This window comes from Terriglobia bacterium (assembly GCA_020072645.1).
In the GTDB taxonomy this organism is placed as follows: Bacteria; Acidobacteriota; Terriglobia; order Terriglobales; family Acidobacteriaceae; genus Angelobacter.
This window is the reverse complement of the sequence record JAIQGK010000007.1, coordinates 25922-49331: the sequence shown is the minus strand read 5'-3', so window position 1 is coordinate 49331 and position 23410 is coordinate 25922. Positions and strand designations below refer to the sequence as shown.

Annotated in this window: 22 protein-coding genes and 1 pseudogene; 3 read left to right on the top strand and 20 right to left on the bottom strand. The window is 54.5% G+C overall.

The genetic code is table 11. From position 1 onward, the window contains the following. Positions 1-5 precede the first annotated feature (5 nt). From LAO76_11630 to LAO76_11615, 4 genes are all read right to left on the bottom strand, one after another. Positions 6-962, bottom strand: coding sequence for an alpha/beta hydrolase (locus LAO76_11630; GenBank protein MBZ5491571.1), 957 nt, complete (start codon positions 960-962; stop codon positions 6-8). A gap of 86 nt (positions 963-1048) precedes the next feature. Beyond that, the gene (locus LAO76_11625) at positions 1049-1534 is read right to left on the bottom strand and encodes a MarR family transcriptional regulator (GenBank protein ID MBZ5491570.1); all 486 of its coding nucleotides are present in this window, start codon (positions 1532-1534) and stop codon (positions 1049-1051) included. 94 nt (positions 1535-1628) lie between these two features. After that, the gene (locus LAO76_11620; protein ID MBZ5491569.1) at positions 1629-2102 is read right to left on the bottom strand and encodes a hypothetical protein; all 474 of its coding nucleotides are present in this window, start codon (positions 2100-2102) and stop codon (positions 1629-1631) included. Positions 2103-2738: 636 nt separating this feature from the next. Beyond that, a complete protein-coding gene (locus tag LAO76_11615; protein MBZ5491568.1) occupies positions 2739-2885 on the bottom strand; it encodes a hypothetical protein in 147 nt (48 codons plus the stop codon). Between the two features lie 167 nt (positions 2886-3052). Between LAO76_11615 and LAO76_11610 the strand changes: the two genes are divergently transcribed. Further along, positions 3053-4306 (top strand): lactonase family protein, encoded by a 1254-nt coding sequence (locus tag LAO76_11610; protein ID MBZ5491567.1) that lies wholly within the window; start codon positions 3053-3055, stop codon positions 4304-4306. A gap of 114 nt (positions 4307-4420) precedes the next feature. Then, positions 4421-5680: a lactonase family protein gene (locus tag LAO76_11605; protein MBZ5491566.1), complete on the top strand. Its 1260-nt coding sequence runs from the start codon at positions 4421-4423 to the stop codon at positions 5678-5680. Positions 5681-6252: 572 nt separating this feature from the next. Here the strand turns inward: LAO76_11605 and LAO76_11600 are convergent. From LAO76_11600 to LAO76_11525, 16 genes and pseudogenes are all read right to left on the bottom strand, one after another. Beyond that, entirely contained in the window at positions 6253-6690 is a 438-nt protein-coding gene (locus tag LAO76_11600; protein ID MBZ5491565.1) for a DoxX family protein, read from the bottom strand. A 130-nt stretch (positions 6691-6820) separates the two neighbouring features. Next, a pseudogene (locus LAO76_11595) lies at positions 6821-7227 on the bottom strand (VOC family protein). 98 nt (positions 7228-7325) lie between these two features. Next, entirely contained in the window at positions 7326-7811 is a 486-nt protein-coding gene (locus LAO76_11590) for a hypothetical protein (GenBank protein MBZ5491564.1), read from the bottom strand. Positions 7812-8110: 299 nt separating this feature from the next. After that, on the bottom strand, positions 8111-9049 hold the full coding sequence (locus LAO76_11585) for an RNA polymerase sigma-70 factor (protein MBZ5491563.1): 939 nt from the start codon (positions 9047-9049) through the stop codon (positions 8111-8113). A gap of 215 nt (positions 9050-9264) precedes the next feature. After that, complete coding sequence (locus LAO76_11580) at positions 9265-10734, bottom strand: beta-propeller fold lactonase family protein (protein MBZ5491562.1); 1470 nt, start codon at positions 10732-10734, stop codon at positions 9265-9267. Then, positions 10706-11512, bottom strand: coding sequence for an SDR family oxidoreductase (locus tag LAO76_11575; protein MBZ5491561.1), 807 nt, complete (start codon positions 11510-11512; stop codon positions 10706-10708). The genes LAO76_11580 and LAO76_11575 overlap by 29 nt, the downstream gene beginning before the upstream one ends. After that, complete coding sequence (locus tag LAO76_11570) at positions 11509-12300, bottom strand: antibiotic biosynthesis monooxygenase (protein MBZ5491560.1); 792 nt, start codon at positions 12298-12300, stop codon at positions 11509-11511. Before LAO76_11570 ends, LAO76_11575 begins: the two co-directional genes overlap by 4 nt. 18 nt (positions 12301-12318) lie before the next feature. Then, complete coding sequence (locus LAO76_11565; GenBank protein MBZ5491559.1) at positions 12319-13089, bottom strand: cyclase family protein; 771 nt, start codon at positions 13087-13089, stop codon at positions 12319-12321. Then, positions 13089-14165, bottom strand: coding sequence for a prolyl oligopeptidase family serine peptidase (locus LAO76_11560; GenBank protein ID MBZ5491558.1), 1077 nt, complete (start codon positions 14163-14165; stop codon positions 13089-13091). The genes LAO76_11565 and LAO76_11560 overlap by 1 nt, the downstream gene beginning before the upstream one ends. Before the next feature lie 10 nt (positions 14166-14175). After that, positions 14176-15411 (bottom strand): beta-ketoacyl-[acyl-carrier-protein] synthase family protein, encoded by a 1236-nt coding sequence (locus tag LAO76_11555; GenBank protein ID MBZ5491557.1) that lies wholly within the window; start codon positions 15409-15411, stop codon positions 14176-14178. Between the two features lie 2 nt (positions 15412-15413). After that, a complete protein-coding gene (locus LAO76_11550) occupies positions 15414-16724 on the bottom strand; it encodes a beta-ketoacyl-[acyl-carrier-protein] synthase family protein (protein ID MBZ5491556.1) in 1311 nt (436 codons plus the stop codon). Positions 16725-16733: 9 nt separating this feature from the next. Beyond that, entirely contained in the window at positions 16734-17246 is a 513-nt protein-coding gene (locus LAO76_11545) for a hypothetical protein (GenBank protein ID MBZ5491555.1), read from the bottom strand. Between the two features lie 101 nt (positions 17247-17347). Next, a complete protein-coding gene (locus tag LAO76_11540) occupies positions 17348-18103 on the bottom strand; it encodes a Crp/Fnr family transcriptional regulator (protein ID MBZ5491554.1) in 756 nt (251 codons plus the stop codon). Between the two features lie 6 nt (positions 18104-18109). Beyond that, entirely contained in the window at positions 18110-18829 is a 720-nt protein-coding gene (locus LAO76_11535; GenBank protein ID MBZ5491553.1) for a Crp/Fnr family transcriptional regulator, read from the bottom strand. Positions 18830-18986: 157 nt separating this feature from the next. Continuing rightward, a complete protein-coding gene (locus LAO76_11530; GenBank protein ID MBZ5491552.1) occupies positions 18987-19295 on the bottom strand; it encodes an acyl carrier protein in 309 nt (102 codons plus the stop codon). Positions 19296-20140: 845 nt separating this feature from the next. After that, complete coding sequence (locus LAO76_11525) at positions 20141-20746, bottom strand: sigma-70 family RNA polymerase sigma factor (GenBank protein MBZ5491551.1); 606 nt, start codon at positions 20744-20746, stop codon at positions 20141-20143. A 794-nt stretch (positions 20747-21540) separates the two neighbouring features. Here LAO76_11525 and LAO76_11520 point away from each other — a divergent pair. Continuing rightward, positions 21541-23316 (top strand): twin-arginine translocation signal domain-containing protein, encoded by a 1776-nt coding sequence (locus LAO76_11520; protein MBZ5491550.1) that lies wholly within the window; start codon positions 21541-21543, stop codon positions 23314-23316. Positions 23317-23410: the final 94 nt, after the last annotated feature.

Here is a 23410-nt window from a genome sequence, read left to right as displayed (position 1 = left end):
TCCATTTACGCTTTCAATGCGGGCTCGACGCGATCACGGTAGAGCTTACGAATGGAGCCCGCTACAAGGTCCGGGGCATCGCACATGGGGAAGTGATTGCCTTTGGCAACAACTATCTGGCGCGCATCAGGGTAAAGTTGTTTCCAGCGCGGCTGGAACCCTAGCGGATCGTTGTTTTCGCCGAAAATTGTGGTCAGCGGAAGCCGCTTAAATGGACCGGCAAGCGCATGTTCCACCTGGTCATAGATCGTCTCCGATTTACGGGCATCACGCATGTAGGAATGGAAGGCACGAATGCCCTGACGCCCTATGCCTCTGAAAAACGCTTGCCGGCTGGGTTCATCCAAATTGCGTCCAACGCCGAAGGAACTCTTGGTGATGTGGGGAGCAAACTGCGTCAACACATCGAATTCGCGCATCAATGTGCTGCCCATCATGGTGAGCATGGCGAGAAAGGAGATGCCAGAAGGTCTCCAGGCAAAAGCATTTACGGCGCAGAGTGCCCGGATTCTCTCAGGAGTGCGCGCCGCGCCGGCGATTCCGGAGAGTCCGCCCAAATCGTGGAAGACAAGGACAATATCACGAAGACCAAGCTCACAAATGACCGCCGTGGCTGCCCGCGAGGCCCGTTCCAGGCTGATGCTGTCTACCGTTAGGCGTTCACTTTGCCCGGTTCCCGGCGCGTCAAAGCAGACGCAACGAAATTCGGAAGAGAGGCGCAGGATGACATCGCGCCATATAAAAGACCACATTCCGGTATGCACGAACAGCAGGACCGGCCCTTTGCCGACATCGGTCACGGCCAGCCTGCAGCCTTCAAATTTGAGGGAAGCCGTCTGGAACGGCCAAACACTTTCCGGAAGCCATTCCGGGCGAGGAAGAGGAGATAGGACACCGGTTATCGATTTCTGAATCTGGTCTTGCAGATCGCGCCGGTTCGGCAGGCTGGCAAATAAACTCATAAAAGTCCCCCTTATCAGGTTGGCTAAGTACATGTACGGTCATTTATTGACTAGTCATTCATTTGAAGAAAAAAATTGGGGAAATTTTAGGTGCTGCTCCTTATAAGCTTTAGCAGGCGGATAAGTCCATTGAGTTCGGGCGGAGCGAGCGAGCGCACCGCCTGGCTGGCCTGCTCTTTCAATGGAGCGTCAAGTTCACGGAGCAGGGTGAGGCCGACCGGAGTGATATAACAGAGCACTTGCCGCCGGTCGTCCGACGGACGTTCGCGACGAACAAGCTTCTTCATCTCAAGCCTGTCAAGCAACCTCGTTATTCCCGGCGTTTGCTCGATCATGCGCTCGGCAATATCCAACGTCGGAAGCCCTCCTGGATCAGCGCCCCGTAAAATACGAAGCACGTTGTATTGCTGGTTTGTAATGTCATGCTGTTCAAAGACATGCATACCGAACCGCCGTACATATGCCGCCGTTCGCAATATCTCAATCACAACTTCCTGCTGCAGCGAAGGACTCTTAAGTTTTCGTTCTGCGTGTCCTCCCTGCTCTGCTGCTGGATTTGGCAAGGACTTCATTACATCAGTCTAACGATCACTCTAAAGGACAGCAAACATCAGTCCGTCCCTTTATCGCGCACAGAGCCGCTGCGGAAATCGCTTCTAATTTTGTTCAGGCCGCAGGTACGGGTTCCATTTCTTTCTTGCGCCGCCGCAATTCGACATTGAGAGCAATCACAGAAACGATCAACAGCACAATTTCCGGTGCCAGGACAGGGATGTTTTCCTTTACAGAATTATCAAGCACCATACCAATGCTCCTTACGACAAGGGCAAGAGCATCAATGGTTAAAACCATGTAAATGCCGAGCAATATCCTCCGCCGGGAAACCAAACAAGTCAGGAGGATGACGGCAAAGGCCAGAGGAAATGCTCCAAAACCTACTCGGGCCACAGTGATGCCCCCATTCGAACTGAAGACAATGCCTCTTGCCGCCGCCGAATGTACGGGATCGAGGAGGAACCTTGTACTGATCGCAGTAAAGATGGCCGTGGCGGCGACGAGAGGAAATCGGCTCACCCAGATTGCGACATTCCCGGATCTTGACGCAGATTCTCCAGGGTAGTTACGTGCCGTGGTAACCATTCAATCTCCTGTTTTTTTGCGCTATGTCGAGCCAGCATCCGCCGGGCTCGCTGTCATCTATATCCAGCCACTTCCAAATCACTACACCGAACGGAAGGGCAGAGAGAACCACATTTCCGCTATGGAACCCGATTTTTTCAGTTCTTCATTGTTAAGACTGCCGAAAAGATGTATTTGTGACATTTTCAAGAGTGAATTATCAGCTTTTTGCGAGCTTCTACAGGCAGTAGTAAATGGCAAAATTCCCGCTGGACGCGTTCATCCCTTTTTTGAGAAGGCTGAAAATTTTAAGAAGTCTGAAATCTGGTCATTTCCAGACACTTTACTGTCCATGTTCCCAGGATGATAGCGGAGTCACTTCAAGTCTTTGAATGACTGGTTCCATCCCGCAGGCGAAACTCAGCTGCTAGGCAATAGTTCGGAAGCTTTTCTCGCGTCGTGAAAAATTGAAGGAGGCCGCCAGGGCTTTGCCGCTGGGTTGATTCGTACGGATTTGCCCGGCATGGACCATGGTCCATCACGCGAGACAGAGCATGCCATTTCAAATCATGGTAGTCGCCGAATCCCAATCGAGAGACTCGGGCCTCGTCCTCTTCTTCTTTTGCCCTTTTCACGGCGAATGTGTCCAGATGCGCATCATCCGCAATGAATGTTGTATTTCCGCTGCGCGCACAGTTCGCGCAAATGACTCCAGAGAGCATGCGGCCTGAGGCTGATGGTTGGATACGGTGCGGGAATGAGCGCCAGCGCCATGGCTGCGTGCTGCTCCAGCCCTGGGCCCATTTGCGCACATGGTGGTGGGAAACAGGAAGCCGTGGGGCACTTGCCTCACGCATGGAACGTCCACCCTAATGCCCTCTCTGCTCGATACATTCTTTCGCATGTTGCAAGCAGACAGGCTGACATTGCGGGCTTTTCATTGGCCCGAAAGTTAATAAAAAGGAGAGAACATGAAAGCAATAACGTTTGTTCGGGCAGCCTTGGCCTTGATGGTTGTTATAGCAGGTTTTATTTCGCCGGCGGGCCGAGCTGTTGCCTTGGAAGACACTGTCGCCGGAAGCGGCAGAGTCTATGTAATGACGAATGCGAGCGACGCCAACGTGGTTGTAGTTTATCGCCGCGCTAATGATGGCTCACTCACACGTCTGCAGGAGGTTTCCACCGGAGGCCAGGGCAGCGGCGTGGGCGTATTGCCTTCGCCTCTACCGGCCAATCCGGGGCCGGATCCGCTGCAGTCGCAGGACGCAATGGTGATGACAGCGGACGGCCGTTTTCTGTTGGCGGTCAACGCGGGCAGCAACGAAATATCCTCCTTCGTAGTGACTGAAACCGGTCTGCGGCTGGTCTCCAAGGTCTCAAGCGGCGGCGTTTTTCCGGTAAGCATCGCCGAACACAGGGGCTTGGTATATGCCTTGAATGAGGGCGAGAGCCCCGACCAAACGGTGGGTGGAACCGCCAACATCGCCGGCTTCCGGCTGAGTTCCCGCGGTGAGTTAAATTCGATTGCAAACTCAAGCAGGACCATCGGTGTCGATACCGGCACTTCCGACATCCTGTTCAGCCCGAGTGGTGACACCCTCGTCGTGACGGAGATGTTCACCAACAAGCTCGATGTATTCCACGTTTCCGCGGACGGAACCTCGGACAGCAAGACGAGCATCACTTCCAACAATCCAACTCCCTTTGGGGCGACTTTCAGGGACGATAACACTCTGGTCGTAACCGAAATCGATGTCATTACCGTGAATGGCCGCCGCATGGGCGTCCAGAATGCTTCGACCATGTCGAGCTACAAGCTGTCCGGCGGCTCGCTTCAGACCATCAGCAATGCCGTTCCCAGCAATAGAACAGGAAGCTGCTGGGTGCGCTTCAGCCGTGATGGAGGGTTCGCCTACACCGGCGACACCGGCAGCGGCACTATCTCGATTTATAAGGTAGAGGTGAATGGCGCGCTTTCTCTTGCCGGGTTCGCCAACAGCGGTGGAGCTTTCAGCGCTCCTCTTGATCTGGACGTTACTCCGGACGGCCGGTTCATCTATGCGATCACTCCTTTCGGCTTGATCGCCAATTCGCCGCCCATTCTGCCCGCCCCCGCGAATGCAGGACGCATTCAGGGATTCAGGATTGAAAGCGATGGAACTTTGACTCCGGTGGCCACGGTCGGCGATCTCCCATTCAGTATGCAGGGAATCGTCGTCCGCTAAAAGAAACCGGCATTACGTCGCCATCTCTACAAAGCAGAAATGCAAGCATTCTGCTTTTGATGAAAGACATATCAAAGCCGCTGGGTCTTTCCCAGTAAAGAAAGTGAGAGGAAAATGTACTCGTTACGAGCCATTCAAAATAGGCTGATGGTGGGTGTGGCCATGTTCATTTCCGTTTTTTCTCTGAGCGTCCAGGCCGTGGTCCATGATGCAGGGAATACGACAATTCCCAACAGGGTTTATGTCATGTCAAACCTGGGCACGGGCAACACCGTGCTTGTGTATGATCGCGCCGATGATGGTGCACTGACATTTGTTCAGGAAGTCTCCACCGGCGGTTTGGGGAGCGGAGCCGGCGAGCTCCCTCCGCCATTACCGCCTTTCCCCGGGCCGATTCCATTGGATTCTCAGGATGCGCTCATCAAAACCCAGGACGGCCGGTTCCTGATCGCAGTGAACGCAGGCAGTAATGATCTCTCTGTTCTGGCAATCAACGCCGCTGGATTGATCCTGGTCGATAAGGTTCCTTCCAACGGCAGCTTCCCGGTCAGCGTGACTGAGCACGGCGGTCTCGTGTATGTCGCCAACGCCGGCCAGACACCCGATGAATTCCCCGGCGCGTTCCCGACGATTGCCGGCTTCCGCCTGAATGGAGATGGCGCCCTGCATCCGATTCCCGGTTCCAGAAGGACCGCAGGGCCAGCAGACGCCAGCGCCGCCGACATCGTGTTCAGTCCCAACGGCCAGATCCTGGTCATGACGGAGCTGAATGGAAATGCGGTGGATGTATTCCGTATGGGAAATGACGGCCGCCCGGTGGACGAAATCAGAATGCCCGCGAACAGCCGTACGCCTTTCGGCGCAGAATTTACCCGCGGGAACATTCTGGCGCTTGTGGAAACAAACGATACTTCGCGCCGCCTGGCCGTAGATCAGGGTACCAGCATGTCGTCTTATCGCATGGCCGATGACGGTACCCTTGTACCGGTCAGTAAAGCGGTTCTCAGCGGTGAAACCGCGGCCTGCTGGATACGTTTCACTCCGGACGGTCAGTTTGCATTTGCCATCAATGCCGGCAGCGGTTCCATCTCAACGTTCAGGCTTGCCGCTGATGGAAGCCTTTCACTGGTCAACGCGGTCACGGTTGATACCGGAGGTCCGTTCAGCCTGCCCATCGATGCCGACATTACGGCTGATGGCAAATTCCTTTACGTTGCCGCCGCTCTGGACGGTCTGAATGGCGTGCCTCGCATTCCCCTGCCCATCAATGTTGCTAATATCCAGGTGTACCGGATTGGCGTTGATGGTTCCCTCACACTGGTCAGCAAAACCACAGGTGTTCCGTTTACTACAGAAGGTGTTGTGGCCCACTAAAACCATCAAATGAACCCTGAGGGACAGATGCAGCTCTGTCCCTCTTTTTATTGCCCGCAAAACAGCAAAGATGGGTTAACCAAGGCAGGAAAACTACCTGTCCGATTCCCTGATCTTCCACGATCGCCCATCCCTTTTCATTTCCAATTTTGATGTAGATTGAGTTGGCTTCCCTTCCCTCATCTTTCATGTAGTCCCAATCGTTATGTGACCCAATTCGTTCAATCGATCCCCGATCACGAGACTGCGAGAATCGCAGATGAAAGAGAAAGGCGGTAATCTCCATGAAAGAGACAGTGATTTCATGAGGAAGTCGGTTCGATCATCCGAGTAAACTTTGGTTGTTCCAAGACGAAGGCTTGGGGAAAAGGATTCGCTTCACTCGCCTGGGGGACCATAGGCGATGAAGGAGGTTGCAAGCGATCCCGGCTTTCTAAATTGTCCGTGTCGTGGAAAAACAGAATCCGTTACCTTTGGGCTGATAACGGATCTCCCGAATGATGTGTAGAAGAATATGAAATTTCCCCGGGATCACCGCGCTGACTGCATCTTGGGGAAGGTGCGGAAAAATGCTAATTGCCGACTTTCCCCGCTTGCGGTTGCAGAGCGGAGTATGAAGGTGTGGAAGCCTGATTCATACTCCACAAGACTTGAGGATGGCGCAGCCAGGCGCCGGCCCAGATAATGGCCAGGATCATGGCAGGCTGAATGAAGGGCTGGCCATGCTGAACGTGAGTGGCAATGGCGCCTCCCATGTAAGCTGAGACCAGCAGCAGGCCGATGGAGCGAGTAAACGGGAAGAGAAATAACAAAGCGCTTGCGATTTCGGTGACAGCGATCATCGTGAGCCGCTCGCCGTCAAACCCCATCGCGCCCAGCTCATTCACCACCTTCGGCACGTGCGCAAGTTTTGCGCCGGCGCTGCCAATCAGCACGATCGATCCCAGACAGATCAGCACCAGGCCTGCGATACGGCGGCCTTTGCCAACCGAAGCGTTAGAACTATCCATTTTCAGCTCCTTTTAATCATATGAATGCGCATTTACGCCCGGCTCCGGATCAATAGGCTTACTTTTCCGTTTTTGTTTGCGCATGCCGGTAAACGTATTTTCTTTGGCCGCCGCCATGGTGCGGCAGATATTACACCTTGGTGTGCTCAAGTTCCGTGATGACGTTCGCATTGCGGCGCGGCGTGAAAAAATTCACCAGGTTTCCATCAGGATCGCGGAATAACATTGAGCGGTTTCCCCATGGCTGGTCTTTTGGTTCAAGCACTATTTCGCGTACAATCCGGCTGAGCCGTTCGCGCTCTTTATTCACATCCTCCACTTCAAAATCCAATACCATGGAACGGTGGCGCCCGGCGTGGTGGCTTTTGCGCCATGCTCTTCCATTTTTTGCTGGCTTGAAATGGCAAATGCTCCTTCGGGTGTCCGGAATTCCAGATAGTCGCTGCTGCCTTCCGGCGCGATCCCGGTCACTTCCTGATAAAAACGGGCCAAAGCTTGAACATCTTTTGTGACAATTCGCGCATGTCTTAATTTCATGGTTTACTCTGTTTGGAATAGCGGATAGAACCCGCCCTTTTTTGATTTCCCGTATGTGTCTGGTTGGGCAGTTACCTTTCTGAAAGACAACCCAAGCATCAGATTTGTGACAATGAGAGCGACTGGTCGAAATTGAAATGATTGTGGGTGATATATGCTTTTACACGCTTCGCGATTTTACGGCACTCCGCCTCGTCCTTACCGAGGGCCTGGGCAATCTGAGAATATTCATATCTGAAAATCGTCCGCAACAGAAAAACGATGCGTTCGGTTGGCGTCAGCCGGTTCAACATCATGATAAATGTAAGAAAAATGGAGCTGGCGGGCGAACCATCGAACAAGGAACAATCTTTCATCTCTACCGCCTGTGTAGAGGAAGGTGGCGCTTCCGCCGGGCTCTGCAAGCGGTCAACACAAAGGGCAGCCAGCGTAGTCACAAGGAAGCTACGGGCGGTTCCGGTGCTATGGTCCGGCTTCTGCAACCAGAGGTGAAGCGTTTCATTTATCATCGCCTGCGCATCGGAGGCAGTCCCCAGGATGGTATAGGCAATAGAATAAAGTAGTGGACGATAGTGATCAAACACCTGCACGAATTCGGCAGACGAATTTTCTTCGATTCCCCCAGCCTTAGTCTTTAAATTCCGTGAACAGCGTTTTGTCATTCCAGTATTCCTGGAAGATATGCATTTCTAAGCTGCGCGAGAAAGGTGGCATCGGGGCCTATCTTAGAATGAACATATTTGCCCCGCAAAAATCCAGCCTGTGCACCTTTTAGGTTATGACCGTCGCCAGGGACATCTTGTGACAAATCAGAAAGATATTTTGAATTTCCGAAAAATGAAAGAGGCATCATAACGTTGCAGGGTGGCCGAAGGCCTCTTCTTCAGGCATCAATGGAATGCGGCACAGTCTGCAGCTTGTCGGGGTTGCGCAGGATATAAACCTTGCGGATTTGCCCACCCAATATATCAAGAGCCAGGACCGTCTCAGCTCGTCCATCTAAATATGTAACAATGCCAGGCTGGCCGTTGACCATTGCAAACTTGACTACCGCTGCCTCTGGCCTGAATTTTTTATTGCCGTAAACAACCAAGCGTGTGGCATTCAAAGCGCCGTACACCGGATTTACCGTTGCCGAGGCCTTTCCGCCTCCGTCGGTATGAATAATGATGTCCTGGGCAAAGAACTTCAGCAGGCCCTCAATGTCACCGCGCGAGGTTGCGGCCATGAACTCCCGTACCAGCTTCTCTTTCTGCGTTGGGGAAGCATCAAAGCGGGGACGGATTTCCTTGATGTGCAGTCTGGCCCTGCGGAAAATCTGCCGGCAGTTCACCTCGGTCTGGCTTACAACGCGCGCGATTTCGAAATATTCGTAGTCGAAAACCTCGCGCAGGAGGAATACGGCGCGCTCCACCGGAGACAACCGCTCTAGAATCACCAGAAATGCTATCGAGAGGGATTCGTCCATTTGGGGCAGCATGGAAGGATCGCTCTCCGGGGTGGACACCACGGGCTCCGGAAGCCATTCCCCGAAATATTGCTCGCGCTGCACGCGGGCTGATTGGAGTTGATTAATGCACAGGCGGGTGATCACAGTTACCAGAAATGCCTTGGGACAGCGAATATCAGCCTCTGCAGATTGCTGCCACCGTAAAAAACTCTCCTGTAGCATATCTTCCGCGTCAGACATGCTTCCCAGCATGCGATAGGCAATCGAGAGTAACAACGGTCGGTACTGGAGGAATGTATCCAGACGCTGATCAGTGCGCATTCCGGTTAAAGGTACACCAATACTTGTGGTTGCGGATGCCATTCTTTGCATGTTCCTGATCAATAATCTGACCCAGCCGTTATTTTCCAAGACTGGTTAGTTCTAAGACCGCTAAGATCGTAAATTGTGACAAACCGGTCGAAAAAACTTTAATTCCCGTGAAAATCCGGAAATTCTTGCTAACTACATCCAAACATCTGGCGAAACTACCCTTAGGCTAAGGGGACGGCCCCTGACTCCGTCCCCTCCGAACAGCATGCCGGCGGTTAGCGGGCGACAATACCCTGCATGCTGATAGGAAACCCACTTACGTCTGATACATGGGTCAGGGCCCCATCTTTCTCGATCCTGTATCCCTCAACCGTGCCGATAAATGAAGCAATGACGTATAGGAATTTGCCGTCGCGGCTGATATCCAGATCGATGGGAACACTAGCAAAGCCTCCGGTATCGGCTGCGACCGCCGCCAACAGGGTGAGTTCCCCTGCCGGCGACACACTATAAGAAGATACGCTTCCGCTTCCGGTGTTCCCGGTATAGGCAAAACGTCCGTCTGGGGTAAACCGGATCCAGCAGTTTGATGTCTGGAAATTGGGCACCGCTTTGCTGATCGGTTCCAGCGTGTCGTCATCCGTAATGCGGTAAGTCGAGGTGCTGGAGCCGCCGGGGGTCCCAGTCTGCGCGGACTGCATGTCACCTTCGGTTATGGCCATGATGCGATGATGCGTGAATGCAATCGCCAGGGGTGTCCGGTTATTGGAAGGAAAGCGGCTAAGCGCTCCCGTGCGTCCATCGTCCTGAAGATGGAAAACGTCGATGAAATTGGCAATCGTTTCGGCCACGATCAGCAAGTCGCCATCAGGTGTGATGGCTACCTTGCCTGGAGCGGCGCCAGGACTTCCGATCGTACGGGTGGATCCCGGAATAGCACTCAGCTTGCCGTCATGGGACAGAAAGAAGCCCGTAATGCTGGCCTCGCCCAAAACGGAATTGGTAGGGCTTTGTCCCTGGTTGACCACGTAGACCAAGCCATGTCTCGTGGCGACGCTTACCGGGAAGATCCCCTGCGTTGACGCTTTGTCCACCAGTTGCAGCCCTTCCTGCGTAACCGCCAGAACGGAGAGATCATTGCTTCTGGGATTCGCCGCGAGCAGGAACCTGCCATCTTCCGTAAGGGTGATCGCGTCCGCGGAATTGAGAGGATCAGGTCCTGGCCCGGGAGGAAATTGGGGAGGCCGAGGACCGGGGCCGCTGCCGCTTCCGCCGGTCAAGACTTCTTGTAACCTCGTCAACGTGCCGTCTGCGGCCCGATGCAGCACAGCAACTGTGTTTACCGGGGCCTGGTTCGTCAGAACATAGACCCTGCTATCCTGCGACTGACCGCTATCATCGTCCTGAACTGCGGCTTTGGCCCAGGAAGATAGTGAAAAGCATGCCAGCAATGCGAGCAACAGCGTTAGACCTGGAACACTTTTAACCGCTCTTTTCAGCTTCATTGGTGTGTCCTTTCTGGCGCGAGTCTGGAACAGTGCGCCTTCCAACTCAGTTTGTGGACGGCAGGCCAAGTGACCGGCCGCGGAATATCCGACGCGAAAGAACGGTTTGTATCCAACTTTCTTAACAATCATTTCCATACTTGCAACAATCGCTGCCCGCGGCTCACCGGTGCGCTTGCTGGAACAGGCCTCAGCGCCCAGCATCGGGTCTTTAGTAGTTGCCCAGCCCACCACAGACATTGATCGCCTGGGCAGTGATAGCGGCGGAATTGTTCGAAGCCAGCATGACCGCCAGGGGCGCTATCTCATTGGGCTGCACATAACGGCCGATAGGAATCCGGGCTTCAAACCGACGCAATACTTCTTCAGAATCCACGCCCCAGATGCGGGCATAGTTGTCGCGCGCGGTCTTGGCCAGATCGGTCTCAACGAACCCGGGACAGATGGCGTTGACCGTGACACCGCTTTTTGCCAGCTCAAGTCCCAGGGACTTTGAGAAGCCCACCACCCCATGTTTTGACGCCGTATAGGCCGCCGCCAACTGCACTCCCTGTTTGCCGCCGGTAGAGGCCATATTAATGATGCGTCCCCAGTTCTGCTTGAGCATTCCCGATCGGGCCAGCACGGACCGGGTCATCCGGTAGGTGCCGTTCAGATTGACCTCGATCACATCGAACCAGACTTTTTCTGGGGTGCTCACTGTAGGCCCGCCCCCGCCGCGTCCGGCATTGTTTACCAGGATGTTGATCTCGCCCATCTGCTCCATGGCGGTATCCAGGCATTTGTCCACTGAGGCTTGGTCGCGCACATCAAGAACCGCTCCGTGGATATGGACTCCATTGCCATGCTGGCCTTTCAGAAATTCGGCCTTGATTTCCTCGATCCCCTTTCCGACGCTCTCTTCCGTCTGTCCGGTGATAAACACTGAAGCGCCTTCACCCAGGAAGGCCAGAGCAATGGCGCGTCCTATCCCGCGCGCGCCTCCCGTCACGATCGCCTTTTTTCCAGTTAACGTCATATCTTCTTCTCCATGTAGTTCTTCATTCCAGTCAGGTCACCGATCATGTTCTGCGAGATCCGCGCCCGTACCGCATCTTCTTGCGCAAGATCCGCGAGTTCGAATTTGTGCGCCACGCGTACTCTGGTCTTTCTTCTTCCTTCCGGTTCAAAAAACCATGTGCCGGCAAGCGCCTTGATGGGAGCGCGCGGCGTCAGGCTCCAGAACCGGATGGTTTTTGCTTCGGGCAGGATCTCCCGCCGGGAGCGCCAGCTCACAACGTCATTGCCAAAGTTGGCCGTGAGCTCGATTTCCTGGTCGCCATGGCTTTCGCGCAGGATTCTGGCTTTGTGCACGGCCGGCATGAATTCAGGCCAGCGGTTCAGGTCGGCGCAAAGCTCAAAACACTGCTTCCAGGGTTTGGAGATAACGATGTCATGCTCCGCCGCGAGTAGAGGATGCAATTGCGCGCCATTGCCGGCAGCCATTTCCTGGGAAAGCCCCTCGATGACATTGGACAGTTCAAAGAGTTGGGGATTACCGCGGGCCACCGTATGCACTTCCGCCACATGCTGCTGCGCCGCAGGTTGCTGCCACATGCGGTTGAAATCTTCTCGTGAGCGCCACTGGACGAAATTGGCCACGTAGTTGCCCGCGATTCCGCGATACACGCGCGCCGCAACAAAGCCGGGCTGCTGCCGCATGGTCTCTGTTGCTGCCTGGCTTAGAATTTCGATCAATCTCTCCTGTTTGTCCGGTTCAACGGGAAAAACATTGATCAGGGTCAGCTGATTTTCCGGGTTATTCATATTTATCCATCCCGGCGCTCAGTCCTTGAACATCGCTACAACGCGTGTCCAGCCGGCGCTCGCTTTTGTAACTTTGATCGGAAAACACATTACGGTAAAACCGAAAGGCGGCAGCATATCCAGATTCGTGAGTTTTTCAATCTGGCAATATTCCTGCAAACGTCCCGCATAATGCGAAGGCCAGATGCAATTCATGTCCTTCGTCCGTTGAAATTCGTTTCGCATATAACTGAAGGGCCGGTCCAAGCCCCAGCTATCGGTCCCGATTATCCTCACTCCCTGTTCCACCAGCCACAAGGTTGCTTCGCGTCCCAGGCCAACGCCTCGCTCCGGATAAGACTTGTCACCCCACCATCGCGCCGCCCCAGTCTGCAACAGCACGATGTCGCCCGGCTGCAGACGATAGTCAATTTTGCGTAGGGCGTCTTTCAGATGCTCGACGGAAATTTCCGCTCCTTCCTCCAATTCCGTGAAGTCAAGCACAATGCCATGGCCATAGCACCACTCCAGGGGAACTTCATCGATGGTGCGTGCCGGGCGGTCCTCTGATATCGGCCCATAATGCCAGGGGGCGTCCATGTGCGTCCCCGCATGAGTGATCAGCCGCACTTCTTCTCCGGCCCAGCCCAGTTTGTCTGGAAGGTCGTCCGCATTGAGGCCAAAGATACCCCCCATCTGCTCGGCCCCTTCTCGATGTGTAAAGTAGCGAAGCTGGACCGGTATGACCTCACTTGCCGAGTCTTCGATGGAAAGACTCAGGTCAATGAATTTTTTGCCGGCGATATTCATCAGATCACAGCCACAGATTTATTTTTGTGCAGCAACCATGTCGTCATCCAGTCGCCCATGTGTGGCAGGCATTCATTGAAACGGTCCGAACATACGTGTTCTGATCCTTCCAGCACCATGGTTTCAACCGGCCCCCGGGCCCATGCCTTCATCGCCTCAATCTGGTCTAAGTCCACTAGGTGGTCGGCCGTGCCGTGCACAATCAGCAAGGGCGCCGTCATCTCCCCGCTCTGCGCCTCCAGGTCCACATAAGGATTGATCTCGCTCAGATTGGCATCCGTGGCCAAGCCAAAAGCGTTTTTGACGGTAGCGGCGGCAACGGGCGGCAGCTTCGGCAGGATCCTGTTATCGTGAAATCCTCCGATGCTGATGCAGGCGCTTACGCGAGGATTGGCGGCGCTGGAAAGGCATGCCAGGTATCCGCCAAAGCTCACGCCAAAACAGCCGATTCCGCCCGCCTGAACGCGCTGATCGAAAGTAAGGAACTGGATCACACTGGCAACCGCTTTTTCGAATCCCACGGTCATGGACGAACGTCCATACAGCTCGCCCTGCCCTGGACCGTCGAAATAGAACACCGAGCAGCACCGGTTCAGGAAAACCTCGGCAAAATGGTGCAGCTCTACTTCTTTCGCGGAATCCAGCCCACCGATCAGGATCACACACGACCCTCCCGGTCTTCTGACCCGCAGATAGCCAGGAAGGTTCATGCCCTGAAACGGTACTTCACAGCGGATCACCGGAGGGTCCGCGAGCGGCGCATACTTGGCATATGCCTGCCTGCATGCCCGGCGCAGGCTTTCCTTCAGCAGCGAATCATGGAGCCGCAACTGTGCGTAGTGATAGTGAGCGGCGGCGCGCAGCCACTGCTGCCGAGGAGTTTCCAGGGAACCTGATTTGTACGATTTGTCCCCCGAAGCTTCCCAGTGCTCTCCCAGATCGGCCATGGCGCGGGCAAATGAGGTCCAGTCGTTGACGCGGCTGGTGATCCGTTCCAGATCGCCATAACCAATACCGAAGCTCAGAAGCCTCGGATAGAGGGAACGAAAGTTGAGTGCCAGATTCTGTTCCGCCATGGAGTCGCCCCTATTGAACGTACTTGCGAAGAACCAGTGCCGCATTCAGCCCGCCGACCCCACGTGTGCTGCACATTACGGCATCGAGGGGCTTCTCTTCCACAGATCGGCTGAAGTTCGCGGGTCCCAATTCCGGATCAGGCTCGTCCAGGTTGATCGTGGGGATTACGGCATTGGATTGCATCATCCGGCACGCCAGGGCCACATCAATGGCCCCCGCGGCGGCCAGCGTATGACCGAACATCGATTTCGGCGAGCTGATGGAAAGGTTCTTCCTCGCACCGTCAAAAACCGCGCGGATCGCGAAGGCCTCTGCACTGTCATCAGCGATGGTGCCCGCCCCTTCGGCACTGATATGGTCAATGTCTTCCGGCTTCAGTCCTGAACTGGCCAACGCCTCCGTAAAGCAACGGGCAAGCCCGGCGCCCGCAGCATCTTGCGGCGCGTCCATCGCCACCGAGAATCCGGGGATCTCGGCATATATCTTTGCTTTGCGTGCCAAGGCGTGCTCCAGGTCCTCAAGAATAAGGATGCCGCTACCTTCGCCCAGCACCAATCCGCTCCGGCGGCGATGAAATGGACGATAGGCCCGCGCCGGATCGGTGGTGTCTTTTGAAAGTAGTCCAGTGGTTCCGTACATCAGGAACGCGTAGGGGACTATCGGTGCCTCAAAGCCTCCGGCAAAAGAGACCTGGCAATGTCCCTTCTGGATGGCGTATGCAGCCAGTCCGATGCTTTGCAAACCGCCCGTGCGGTCCGCAACCACCGTCTTGGCATGGCCTTTGATTCCTGTCTTGATGCTCCACTGTCCCTGCGCGGCCGCGTAGAACCATGCAATGGCCTGGTACGCGTTGACCCGGCTGGGGCCCATATAGGTTTGCGCATACAATTCGGGCTCAGCAAAGTCCATGCCGCCCACCAGATTGGAAAAATACATTCCCACCTGGTTCGGGTCTTCGTCCTTCAGCGCGAGCCCCGCCTCTTCGGCGGCCAGTTGACAGGCCGCCATTCCCAGATGGGCAGACCTGTCTGTCTGCTGGATGATTTGTGGCTGGAGATAATCCGCTGGCCGGAAATCTTGGATCTCACCGGCTGCCTTGCAACTGTATGGCCGGGTGTCAAAACGGGTTATCTCTCCGATGGAGTTGTCGCCGGCCAGGCAACGCTCCCATACCTTGTCGGTTCCGATGCCGCTGGCGCAAATCACTCCTGCGCCAGTGACGACCACACGCCTCTTTGTTGGCATGACTATCTGCCTCCCCTTGCCGCCACGCGCTCTCCGAATTCCTGGCTGCCGAATAGAACGGCCGAATGGATTCCTGAGAACCCGCTGGCATTGCATTCCACCACGTTGATTTTTGTCTCACGGGCGCAGTTCGGCACGTAATCCAGATCGCAATCAGGATCAGGATTCTCGTAGTTTGCCGTGGGCGGAGCTACGTTCTCCTTGATGGAGAGCAGCGAGATAATCGACTCCAGTGCGCTGGCCGCACCCAGGGGATGGCCAAGAACGGATTTGGTCGAGCTGATGGGAACTTTGCGGGCATGGTCGCGGAACGCCATTTTGAAAGCGGCCGTCTCGTTGCGGTCGTTTTGCGGCGTGGAGCTTCCATGTGCGTTGATGTAATCAACCTCTTCCGGGTTGATGCGCGACAAGCCGAGCGCCTTCTCCAAGGTGTTTCCCAGGGCTAGGCCATCGGCCGGCAATCCTGTCATGTGGTATGCGTTGCAAAGGCTGGCGAACCCCAGAACATAGCCCAGAATTTCCGCTCCGCGCTTGCGTGCGTGCTCTTCTGATTCCAACACCAGCACGCCGCAACCTTCCGCCAGCAGAAAACCATCGCGGTCCCGGTCAAAAGGCCTGGAAGCTTTGGTAGGTTCATGGTTCCTTCGGGTAAGGCAGCGAATGTTATCAAAAGAGGAAAGTACGATCGGAGTAATGGGAGCGTCCGTCCCTCCGGTGATCATGATGTCCGCGATTCCATCATTGATCAGTTCGGCGGAGAGCCCAATTGCATCCACGCCGGCAGTGCAACCCGTGGACATGGTGGAACAGAACCCGTAAAAGCCGTTCCGCTTCGCAACTTGATGGGAAACCGAATGAGCGCTATAGGATTCCCATAGGCGCGGATCAGCCTGTTCCGGGTTCAGCCTGACCCGCTTGGGCTTTTTGCGCTCCTCGCCTTCCTTCAGGCAAAGCTGGCCAAAAGCTCTCTCCATGGAGTCAACTCCGCCAATGGCTGTGCCGATACACACACCTGCCCGATAGGGGTTGATCTTTTGTCTATCGAGGCCCGCGGTCTTTACCGCCTGGCTTGCCGCTACCATAGCAAATTGTGTTGATCGATCCAGATGGGCAGCGTCTTCCAGAGAAAATCCCCAGGAAGCCAGATCGAAGTTGGGAACTTGGGCCGCGATCCAGGCTGCGTTTCTTGAGCAGTCAAAATCGGTGATCGGTCCACCACAGCACTTTCCGTCCCGCACTGTGTTCCACAATGCATCCAGTCCCATTCCTGCCGGACTGATTGCGTACATGCCTGTCACAACTACATCAGCCATAGGTCACCTTTAGCTCGCATAGCTGGCGAGCTTCTGTTCGAGCAATTGCTGCCCTTCGTGAGATTTCAGATACTCGTTTATGGAATGAATCATCGCCATGCCGTTGCGATGGAGATTCCCGGAGATCTTCTGGCGCGCTTCTTCCGCGGAAGCTGCCCCCAAGACTTCCATTGCCCGCGGTTCGTTCAGCTCCACCCTGTGTGCCACCTTGACCCGCGTGGAAGAAGGGCCTTCCTCGAAAGTCCAGAGGCCGCTGTGCGCGTTCATGAGCACCGGAGGTTTCGGCTGCTGGAACGAGATGGAGCGCGGCGCAACCGCGATGCGCTGGGTCTCCATGACATATTCCTTCCCTTCGACCTGCACATGCATGGCATAGCGCTGATACCCCTGTTGTTCTTCCAGCATCTCGACCTTCACCACATGGTCAGTAAACTTGGGCCAGAGTTCCGCCCGCCAGAAGCAATGAAAGATGGCTTCTACCGGCGCTTCAATTGATCCGCGATCGGTCTGTTCCAGGATCATTTTTTCCTCTCCATAAGATTTATTTTTATGTGAAACATTCATTAATAAATAAATCGTATATCGATATTCATGTGCTTCTCCAGGTGCGGCATTCAAGCACTTTAAGCAATACTCGGTATACGTTTGTAACAATAGACCTTAAAAAACTGGATTTTGGCGCCACCGCTACGTAGCGCCAGCTTGTTTCTCTGTCCAAAGCACGCGATCACCTTCTCGCCTTCCATCTCTTTCTTGATCACGCTGAACTGCTGCGGTGAGATTCCCAGGATCCCGGCAAGCTCTTTGTCTTTGAGCGGAAGCCGTATGCACCCGGTGGCCCCCCGGTCTTCCAGCACTGAAGCCAGTTCCAGCAGCAAATGCTCAAGCCGGGCTTTCGTACCTCTGGTGCTTGATTCAGTCGCGCGTGCCCGCGCACAAAGAAGGTTGTGTAGATACTGGCGGACGATGAACAGCGCCGTTTCACCACCCTTCTGCAATGCAGCCAGCATTTCCTCCCTGCTGATTCGATACACCATGCATCGCGTGAGCGCGATGACCGAGTGCAGGGAGTCGTCCGCAAGGCCGCCGGGGTAATGGCCGAAGAGGTTCCCGGGCAGGCACAGCGCACCAATGCCCGACTTCTCCCTGGCCACCGGATCGCGCTCGAAGGCCACAACGCCCCTCTCCAGCAGAAATGCGTCCCGGGGAGCCGCGCTGCGGTCAAAAATGGGCGCGCCCGCCGGATACCACTGTGGCGCGGAGAGCAGGCCGCTTTGTTTCCATTGCCAAAGTGTCGAACGCGCGGACTCCCTGCGCCACAAGAAAGCACCGGCCCCAGTCTGGGAAGGTAGCGTCATGGTTGGGATTTCGTTCATCATGTGAATTCAGGCTACTGTCGTCATGAATTGATGGTGTCCGGTAGAAATGATCCAGGTTTGCTTCTCGCGCATGTGGCGTAATTTGCCCTCCGACGCCAGTTTCCGCTTCACGGCGCTGAATTGCTGTGGAGATATTCCGAGTAGCGAGGCCAGGTAACCATCCGTTAACGGCACCTTCACGTGCATCTCCTCGCTGGAAGGAACGCCGGCCGCGGCAGCGAACTGGATCAGGAACTTCCGCAGGCGGGCACTAGCGTCAAGATGGACCAGGTCAATCAGCGCCGTGGCCGATTCATAGAGATCGAAGGCGTGCTGCTCCATCAGCAGCACGCCAGCATCACCTCCGCCTCTGATCTGATCAATCAGCCACTGCGAATCCAGCGTTCGCACCACGCAATCCGTCAACGCGCTTGCGGAGAGTTCAAACGAATGATTCAGCACGTGCCGGCTGTGCCCGAATATCTGGCCTCGGGAGCGCAGGGCCAGAAATACCTGTTTGCCCGTGCTCAAGTAATGGCTCAAGGCAATAACTCCCTCTTCCACCAGATAGCTCCTTCGAGCCGGACTGTTTTCGGAGAGCAAGAGCGTTTTCGGGCCGCATCGCCGCACCGCAGCGGTCTGTCCAACCAGTTGCTTCCATCGATCGAGCGTGCCGGCAAGCCTGTGGACATTCCATGAGAGGGGCTCTGCATTGCTTTGTCCGTTCCAAGTATTCATCAGGTCCATAGTGGTATCTCATTGCTGGTGCGAGATGTCCCCGCCCTATGCGGCGCCCTGATCGATGGGCATTCTATAATCCGCCACGATCCCTGAAGTTTCTGCAGGTTCGCATGGTACTTTCACCAGAAATCGTGGCGTATTGCCCGGCTGGGAAATTAGCGACTCAGTCGGCTGGTTCAGATGTCACAAGGTCATCTTCAGCATTCTCATGGGGCCCACTCAGGAGGGCCACTAATTGATTGAGTGTAAGTGTCGCAGGCAGGATCCGGTTGGGGACCTGCACCCCGAACTTGTCTTCCATTGCTTCCGCCAGATCAGAAAGCGCGAGCGAATCAAACCCGAGTTCACCCAGGGTTATCACACCAGCAACTTGCTCAGCATCGATTTGTAGCTTGGCCGAAAGAATCTCCCTGACATCCCGCTCAATCGAGCTGGACACTAGAGTGACATCCTTTACAGATACTATTTTCATTATGCTTCAGCTCCTTACATATAGCTGCCTTTGTTTAACACTTAGATAACTACTGGCATAAGACCTTACTAGCTATCCGGCTGCCGTTAGATGCATGGCTTCGTGCAAAGTTACACACATGGCAACAATGACATAAATGCCATTACACATGCGTGCCTGAATAATCGCGCCTGTGACGGCGGATTGTTTCTCTGAGCTGATAAAAGGATTAAGCGGCGGAAACAGTATTAATGTCTGAGGATTTCACGGAATAATGCTGATTACGGCTAGCCTGCCGCGGCTGCCTGGAATAACCAAAAACAGAAAAGTCGAGCGCGGCAGGAAATCTTGCGCGCTGGTTTTCCGGCTTACGCATTTTCTTTTGGATCAGCTTTTTCAGGCGCTCGCGCGCCTCCGCGGACAATTGCCAGCCGGAGCCTGCTTCCGAATGACGAGAGCAATAGCATCGAATCATTCGCCGGATAATGCGGAGATGCCGCTGGTAATGCCGGCACGAGCCGCACGTCGACAGATGCGCGCAAAGGCGAAACTTTTCTTGCCAGGGGAGTTCTATCTCAAGTGACTTGGAGATCAAAGACCTGTTGCGATCGCAGCTTCCGAATAGCAGACGCCCCAGCCACGCCCCATGTTTTTTGTTCGATTGCTTGTTTTTTTTGCGCATTATGGATCAAACCTTGTCGTCATCGTGCAGATGCAAGGACTGGATTGCGCCATGCATCAATGCCGGTAATGTCCATACATCGATCTACGACTTAGATTCCGTGAGATAACAAAAGTGACAACTGCGCCCGCATTAGTTTGGATAAAAGATAATTTTCGGCAAGCGAGGGAGTCTTTAGGCCGGCTTAAGCGGCCTTGTTCATCCAGTTGGCTTCCAGGCATTCCCTGAGATAAGTCCGGGCACGGTGAAGCATGACCCATAAATTTCCTTCCGTTACATTCAAGCTTTCACAGATTTCCTTGGTATCCAACTGTTCGATTTCTCTCAAGGCAAAAGCGCTGGCCAGGCGCGGGGATACTTTGGAAAGACACTGTTGAAGCACGTCCCAGAAAGCTTTTTGTTGCGTGCATTTGGCGGGATCGATGTGCCATTCTTCAAGAGGCGAGTCCGCGCGGGCCCGCTCACTACATGATCCTGTGTCATCGGGGCCTGCCGAGTCATCGTTGAGGGAGACGGAAAGCTCGGTCACCTTGTTCTGCCTTCTCACCGCGCGATAATGATCAATTACTTTATGTTTCAGGATGCCCACGAGCCACGTTCGCTCCGAGGAGACGCCGGAAAAGCGATTTTGCGAGGCCAAGGCCGCAAGAAATGTTTCTTGTACCAGGTCCTCCGCAGTTTGTGGGTCGCGCACATGAGACATTGCGTAGCGAAACAAGCAATCTCCATGGTTGTCAACCCAAATAGTTGGATCACATAGCCGTACAGGAGCAGGCCCTTTTGGGTTCATATCCTCAGTCTTGTCTTGAACAACAGATACTTCGCTCATAACGCGCTCGCATAGTACACCATGCTATGCTGAAAATAACTTTCTACAGATAACTTATTTGAGGATGAGAGTTTTCTTATGTGCATACATATATAGATGTGCTTCCAGGTATCAATCCCAAAATGGAAACGATTAATTCGAATTGGCCAAATCTTTTGCATGATGGAATAAAATAAGATGTCAATGAAGAAGCTCACAACCAGCTCATGCCGATGAAGACCAAATGCGCAGAAGAATTGTGACCACTTACTAACTTTAGTGACTATTTTTCATGTGAGTTTGTTGTAAGGATACTTAATATCGAACGACAAAATAGGTGAGCACTAATCAACTAGAGTTGGTTAATGCTCATCCGACGCGAAAGAGCACCACTGAATGGCTGATCGCAGACAATTTGCGATCAGCCATATTTATTTCTCACCAGACACGCTACCGAGCACAATTCCCAATTCGAAGCACGATAGTTCTCTACTTTGTTATTTTCGAACAAATTATTTCATGAGTGTAAGGACGGAAAGTAATAAGCGACCAATGTCCAGCAGCTCTGAGGGTAATCAATGATTTTGCTTTTTCGGCTTGGCCGCAAATATCTGCTGAACGTTCCGAAAAAATCCTCGATGCGTCAAGTAGTCAGCGGCTTATACCAAGGTTCCAGTCCCGTTCATCCTGCGTGCTTGTCTAGACACGCGACTGCAAGAACCGGCTCAAACTTCACCAGCAATTACCAAAGTCATTACTTGTTTTAAGGAGAGATTATGCAAGTTACCGAATCGGAAAATCTTATGAAGGGTACAGAGCCTTCCAATAATAAAACATCCGGCAATCTGGGGCGCCGCGGATTTTTGAAGGGCGCGGCATCGGCAGCCGTTGTGTCGGCGATCATTCCGCTTGAACCTCTGGTGGGCGGGAAGGAATCGAAAGCCGAAGCATCTGTCGCCAGTTACGCCGCTCACAATCGCGCGAACAAGAGCTTTGAGGTCCGCAAGGCCGCGGCCAGCAACGATAAAATCGACCTTGGTGTCCTGCCTGACAACGGCGACAATGCATTGTTCTCCGATCATAGCGGGAACTGGAGCAAATGCCTGCAGCATGATGATCTGGGCATTGTGAACCAGGCTTCCTGGGATAGTTTTACCGGGGCACTTTCCAGTGGCAGCTTCAGCGACCTCCAGAACATTATCGTAGGCAATCCTGGTGGAGCCGGCTTCACGGGAACATTGAATGGTCCCGCGACAGCCCTGGCATTTGACCTGGAGGGACTTGACTCGCACGCCTTCAGCATCCCGCCGGCTCCGAGCGTCACCAGCGCGCAGACCGCGATGGAAGAGGTGGAACTCTACTGGGCAGCTATGCTGCGCGACGTGAATTTCACGCAGTATGGGAACAGCCCGGTGGCTGCCCAGGCGGCAGCGGACCTGAACAGGTGTTCCTTCATCAGAAGCAGCGCCAACAATGAATATCCCTCCGTGATCACGCCGCATAATTTGTTCCGCGGCCAGATTGTCCCCGGAGACGGCAGCGTTCAAGGACCGTATGTCTCCCAGTTCATGCTCCAGCCGACGTTTTATGGAGCCCAGCCACTCAGCCAGATGTTCGAGACCATCCTTCCCGGCCAGAGCTTCGTGACAGACGTACACGAGTATATGAGCGTGGAGAGCGGGTTCCCGCCGTCGGCGTCACTAGCCTTTGATCCGACGTTCCGGCATCTTCGCAACGGCAGGAGCTTTTCCGCATTTACCCATGTGGACGTGCTGCACCAGTCTTACTTCACCGCCTACCTTGTGTTGGTCGGCCTCAATGCGCCGCTGAACCCGGGCAATCCGTATATTGGTTCCCGGTCGCAGCACGGTTTCGGCACGCTCGATCCCGTGGAAGCTGCAGCAACCATACCGGAGATGGCGACTCGTGCCCTCAAGGCCGTCTGGTTCCAAAAGTGGATCGTCAATCTGCGCCAGCGGCCGGAAGAAGTAGCCGCCCTGATACACGCGCGGCTGACCAACAGGACGCCGCTGCCCCAGTCCTCGGCAAAGTTACACCCCGACGTGCTCAACTCGCAGGCGGTGGCCCAGGTGTTCTCGCAATTTGGCAGCTATCTGATGCCACTGGCATTCCCGGAGGGCGCGCCAACTCACCCATGCTATCCGACCGGCCACGGCACTGTTGGTGGCGCATGCATCACGGCCATCAAGTTCTTTTTTGATGGTAACGCGCCAATCCGGCCGCTGCTTCAGGCTGCCGGCAGTGACGTGATGCAGCCCAGCGAGGATGGTCTCTCGCTTGTTCCCTATACGGGCGCGGACCGGGATAGTTTGACGATCAATAGTGAGTTATCCAAACTGGCATTCAACGTCACCTTTGGCCACGGTATTCACTCTAGTATCCACTTCCGCAGCTCCAGCAGGGCGTCCATTTTGCTGGGCGAGCAGGTGGGACTCAGCATGCTTAAAGATCGTGCCATGACCTACAACGAGCCGTTCAACATCAACATCACGAAGTTTGACGGCACGACTGCGACTATCTCCAACCACTGAGATAATGGCAACTAACTTCTGCCGGGATTTCCAGAAGGAGTCCCGAACGAACAACGAACCATTCGGCAAAACTCATTCTCATGGAGCGGGAGCC

Excerpts from the sequence above, each read along its gene's own strand:
- LAO76_11630 (MBZ5491571.1), bottom strand. The coding sequence starts at position 962 with ATGAGTTTATTTGCCAGCCTGCCGAACCGGCGCGATCTGCAAGACCAG.
- LAO76_11625 (MBZ5491570.1), bottom strand. The coding sequence starts at position 1,534 with ATGAAGTCCTTGCCAAATCCAGCAGCAGAGCAGGGAGGACACGCAGAA.
- LAO76_11620 (MBZ5491569.1), bottom strand. The coding sequence starts at position 2,102 with ATGGTTACCACGGCACGTAACTACCCTGGAGAATCTGCGTCAAGATCC.
- LAO76_11615 (MBZ5491568.1), bottom strand. The coding sequence starts at position 2,885 with ATGGGCCCAGGGCTGGAGCAGCACGCAGCCATGGCGCTGGCGCTCATT.
- LAO76_11610 (MBZ5491567.1), top strand. The coding sequence starts at position 3,053 with ATGAAAGCAATAACGTTTGTTCGGGCAGCCTTGGCCTTGATGGTTGTT.
- LAO76_11605 (MBZ5491566.1), top strand. The coding sequence starts at position 4,421 with ATGTACTCGTTACGAGCCATTCAAAATAGGCTGATGGTGGGTGTGGCC.
- LAO76_11600 (MBZ5491565.1), bottom strand. The coding sequence starts at position 6,690 with ATGGATAGTTCTAACGCTTCGGTTGGCAAAGGCCGCCGTATCGCAGGC.
- LAO76_11585 (MBZ5491563.1), bottom strand. The coding sequence starts at position 9,049 with ATGCAAAGAATGGCATCCGCAACCACAAGTATTGGTGTACCTTTAACC.
- LAO76_11580 (MBZ5491562.1), bottom strand. The coding sequence starts at position 10,734 with ATGTCTGTGGTGGGCTGGGCAACTACTAAAGACCCGATGCTGGGCGCT.
- LAO76_11575 (MBZ5491561.1), bottom strand. The coding sequence starts at position 11,512 with ATGACGTTAACTGGAAAAAAGGCGATCGTGACGGGAGGCGCGCGCGGG.
- LAO76_11570 (MBZ5491560.1), bottom strand. The coding sequence starts at position 12,300 with ATGAATAACCCGGAAAATCAGCTGACCCTGATCAATGTTTTTCCCGTT.
- LAO76_11565 (MBZ5491559.1), bottom strand. The coding sequence starts at position 13,089 with ATGAATATCGCCGGCAAAAAATTCATTGACCTGAGTCTTTCCATCGAA.
- LAO76_11560 (MBZ5491558.1), bottom strand. The coding sequence starts at position 14,165 with ATGGCGGAACAGAATCTGGCACTCAACTTTCGTTCCCTCTATCCGAGG.
- LAO76_11555 (MBZ5491557.1), bottom strand. The coding sequence starts at position 15,411 with ATGCCAACAAAGAGGCGTGTGGTCGTCACTGGCGCAGGAGTGATTTGC.
- LAO76_11550 (MBZ5491556.1), bottom strand. The coding sequence starts at position 16,724 with ATGGCTGATGTAGTTGTGACAGGCATGTACGCAATCAGTCCGGCAGGA.
- LAO76_11545 (MBZ5491555.1), bottom strand. The coding sequence starts at position 17,246 with ATGATCCTGGAACAGACCGATCGCGGATCAATTGAAGCGCCGGTAGAA.
- LAO76_11540 (MBZ5491554.1), bottom strand. The coding sequence starts at position 18,103 with ATGATGAACGAAATCCCAACCATGACGCTACCTTCCCAGACTGGGGCC.
- LAO76_11535 (MBZ5491553.1), bottom strand. The coding sequence starts at position 18,829 with ATGGACCTGATGAATACTTGGAACGGACAAAGCAATGCAGAGCCCCTC.
- LAO76_11530 (MBZ5491552.1), bottom strand. The coding sequence starts at position 19,295 with ATGAAAATAGTATCTGTAAAGGATGTCACTCTAGTGTCCAGCTCGATT.
- LAO76_11525 (MBZ5491551.1), bottom strand. The coding sequence starts at position 20,746 with ATGAACCCAAAAGGGCCTGCTCCTGTACGGCTATGTGATCCAACTATT.
- LAO76_11520 (MBZ5491550.1), top strand. The coding sequence starts at position 21,541 with ATGCAAGTTACCGAATCGGAAAATCTTATGAAGGGTACAGAGCCTTCC.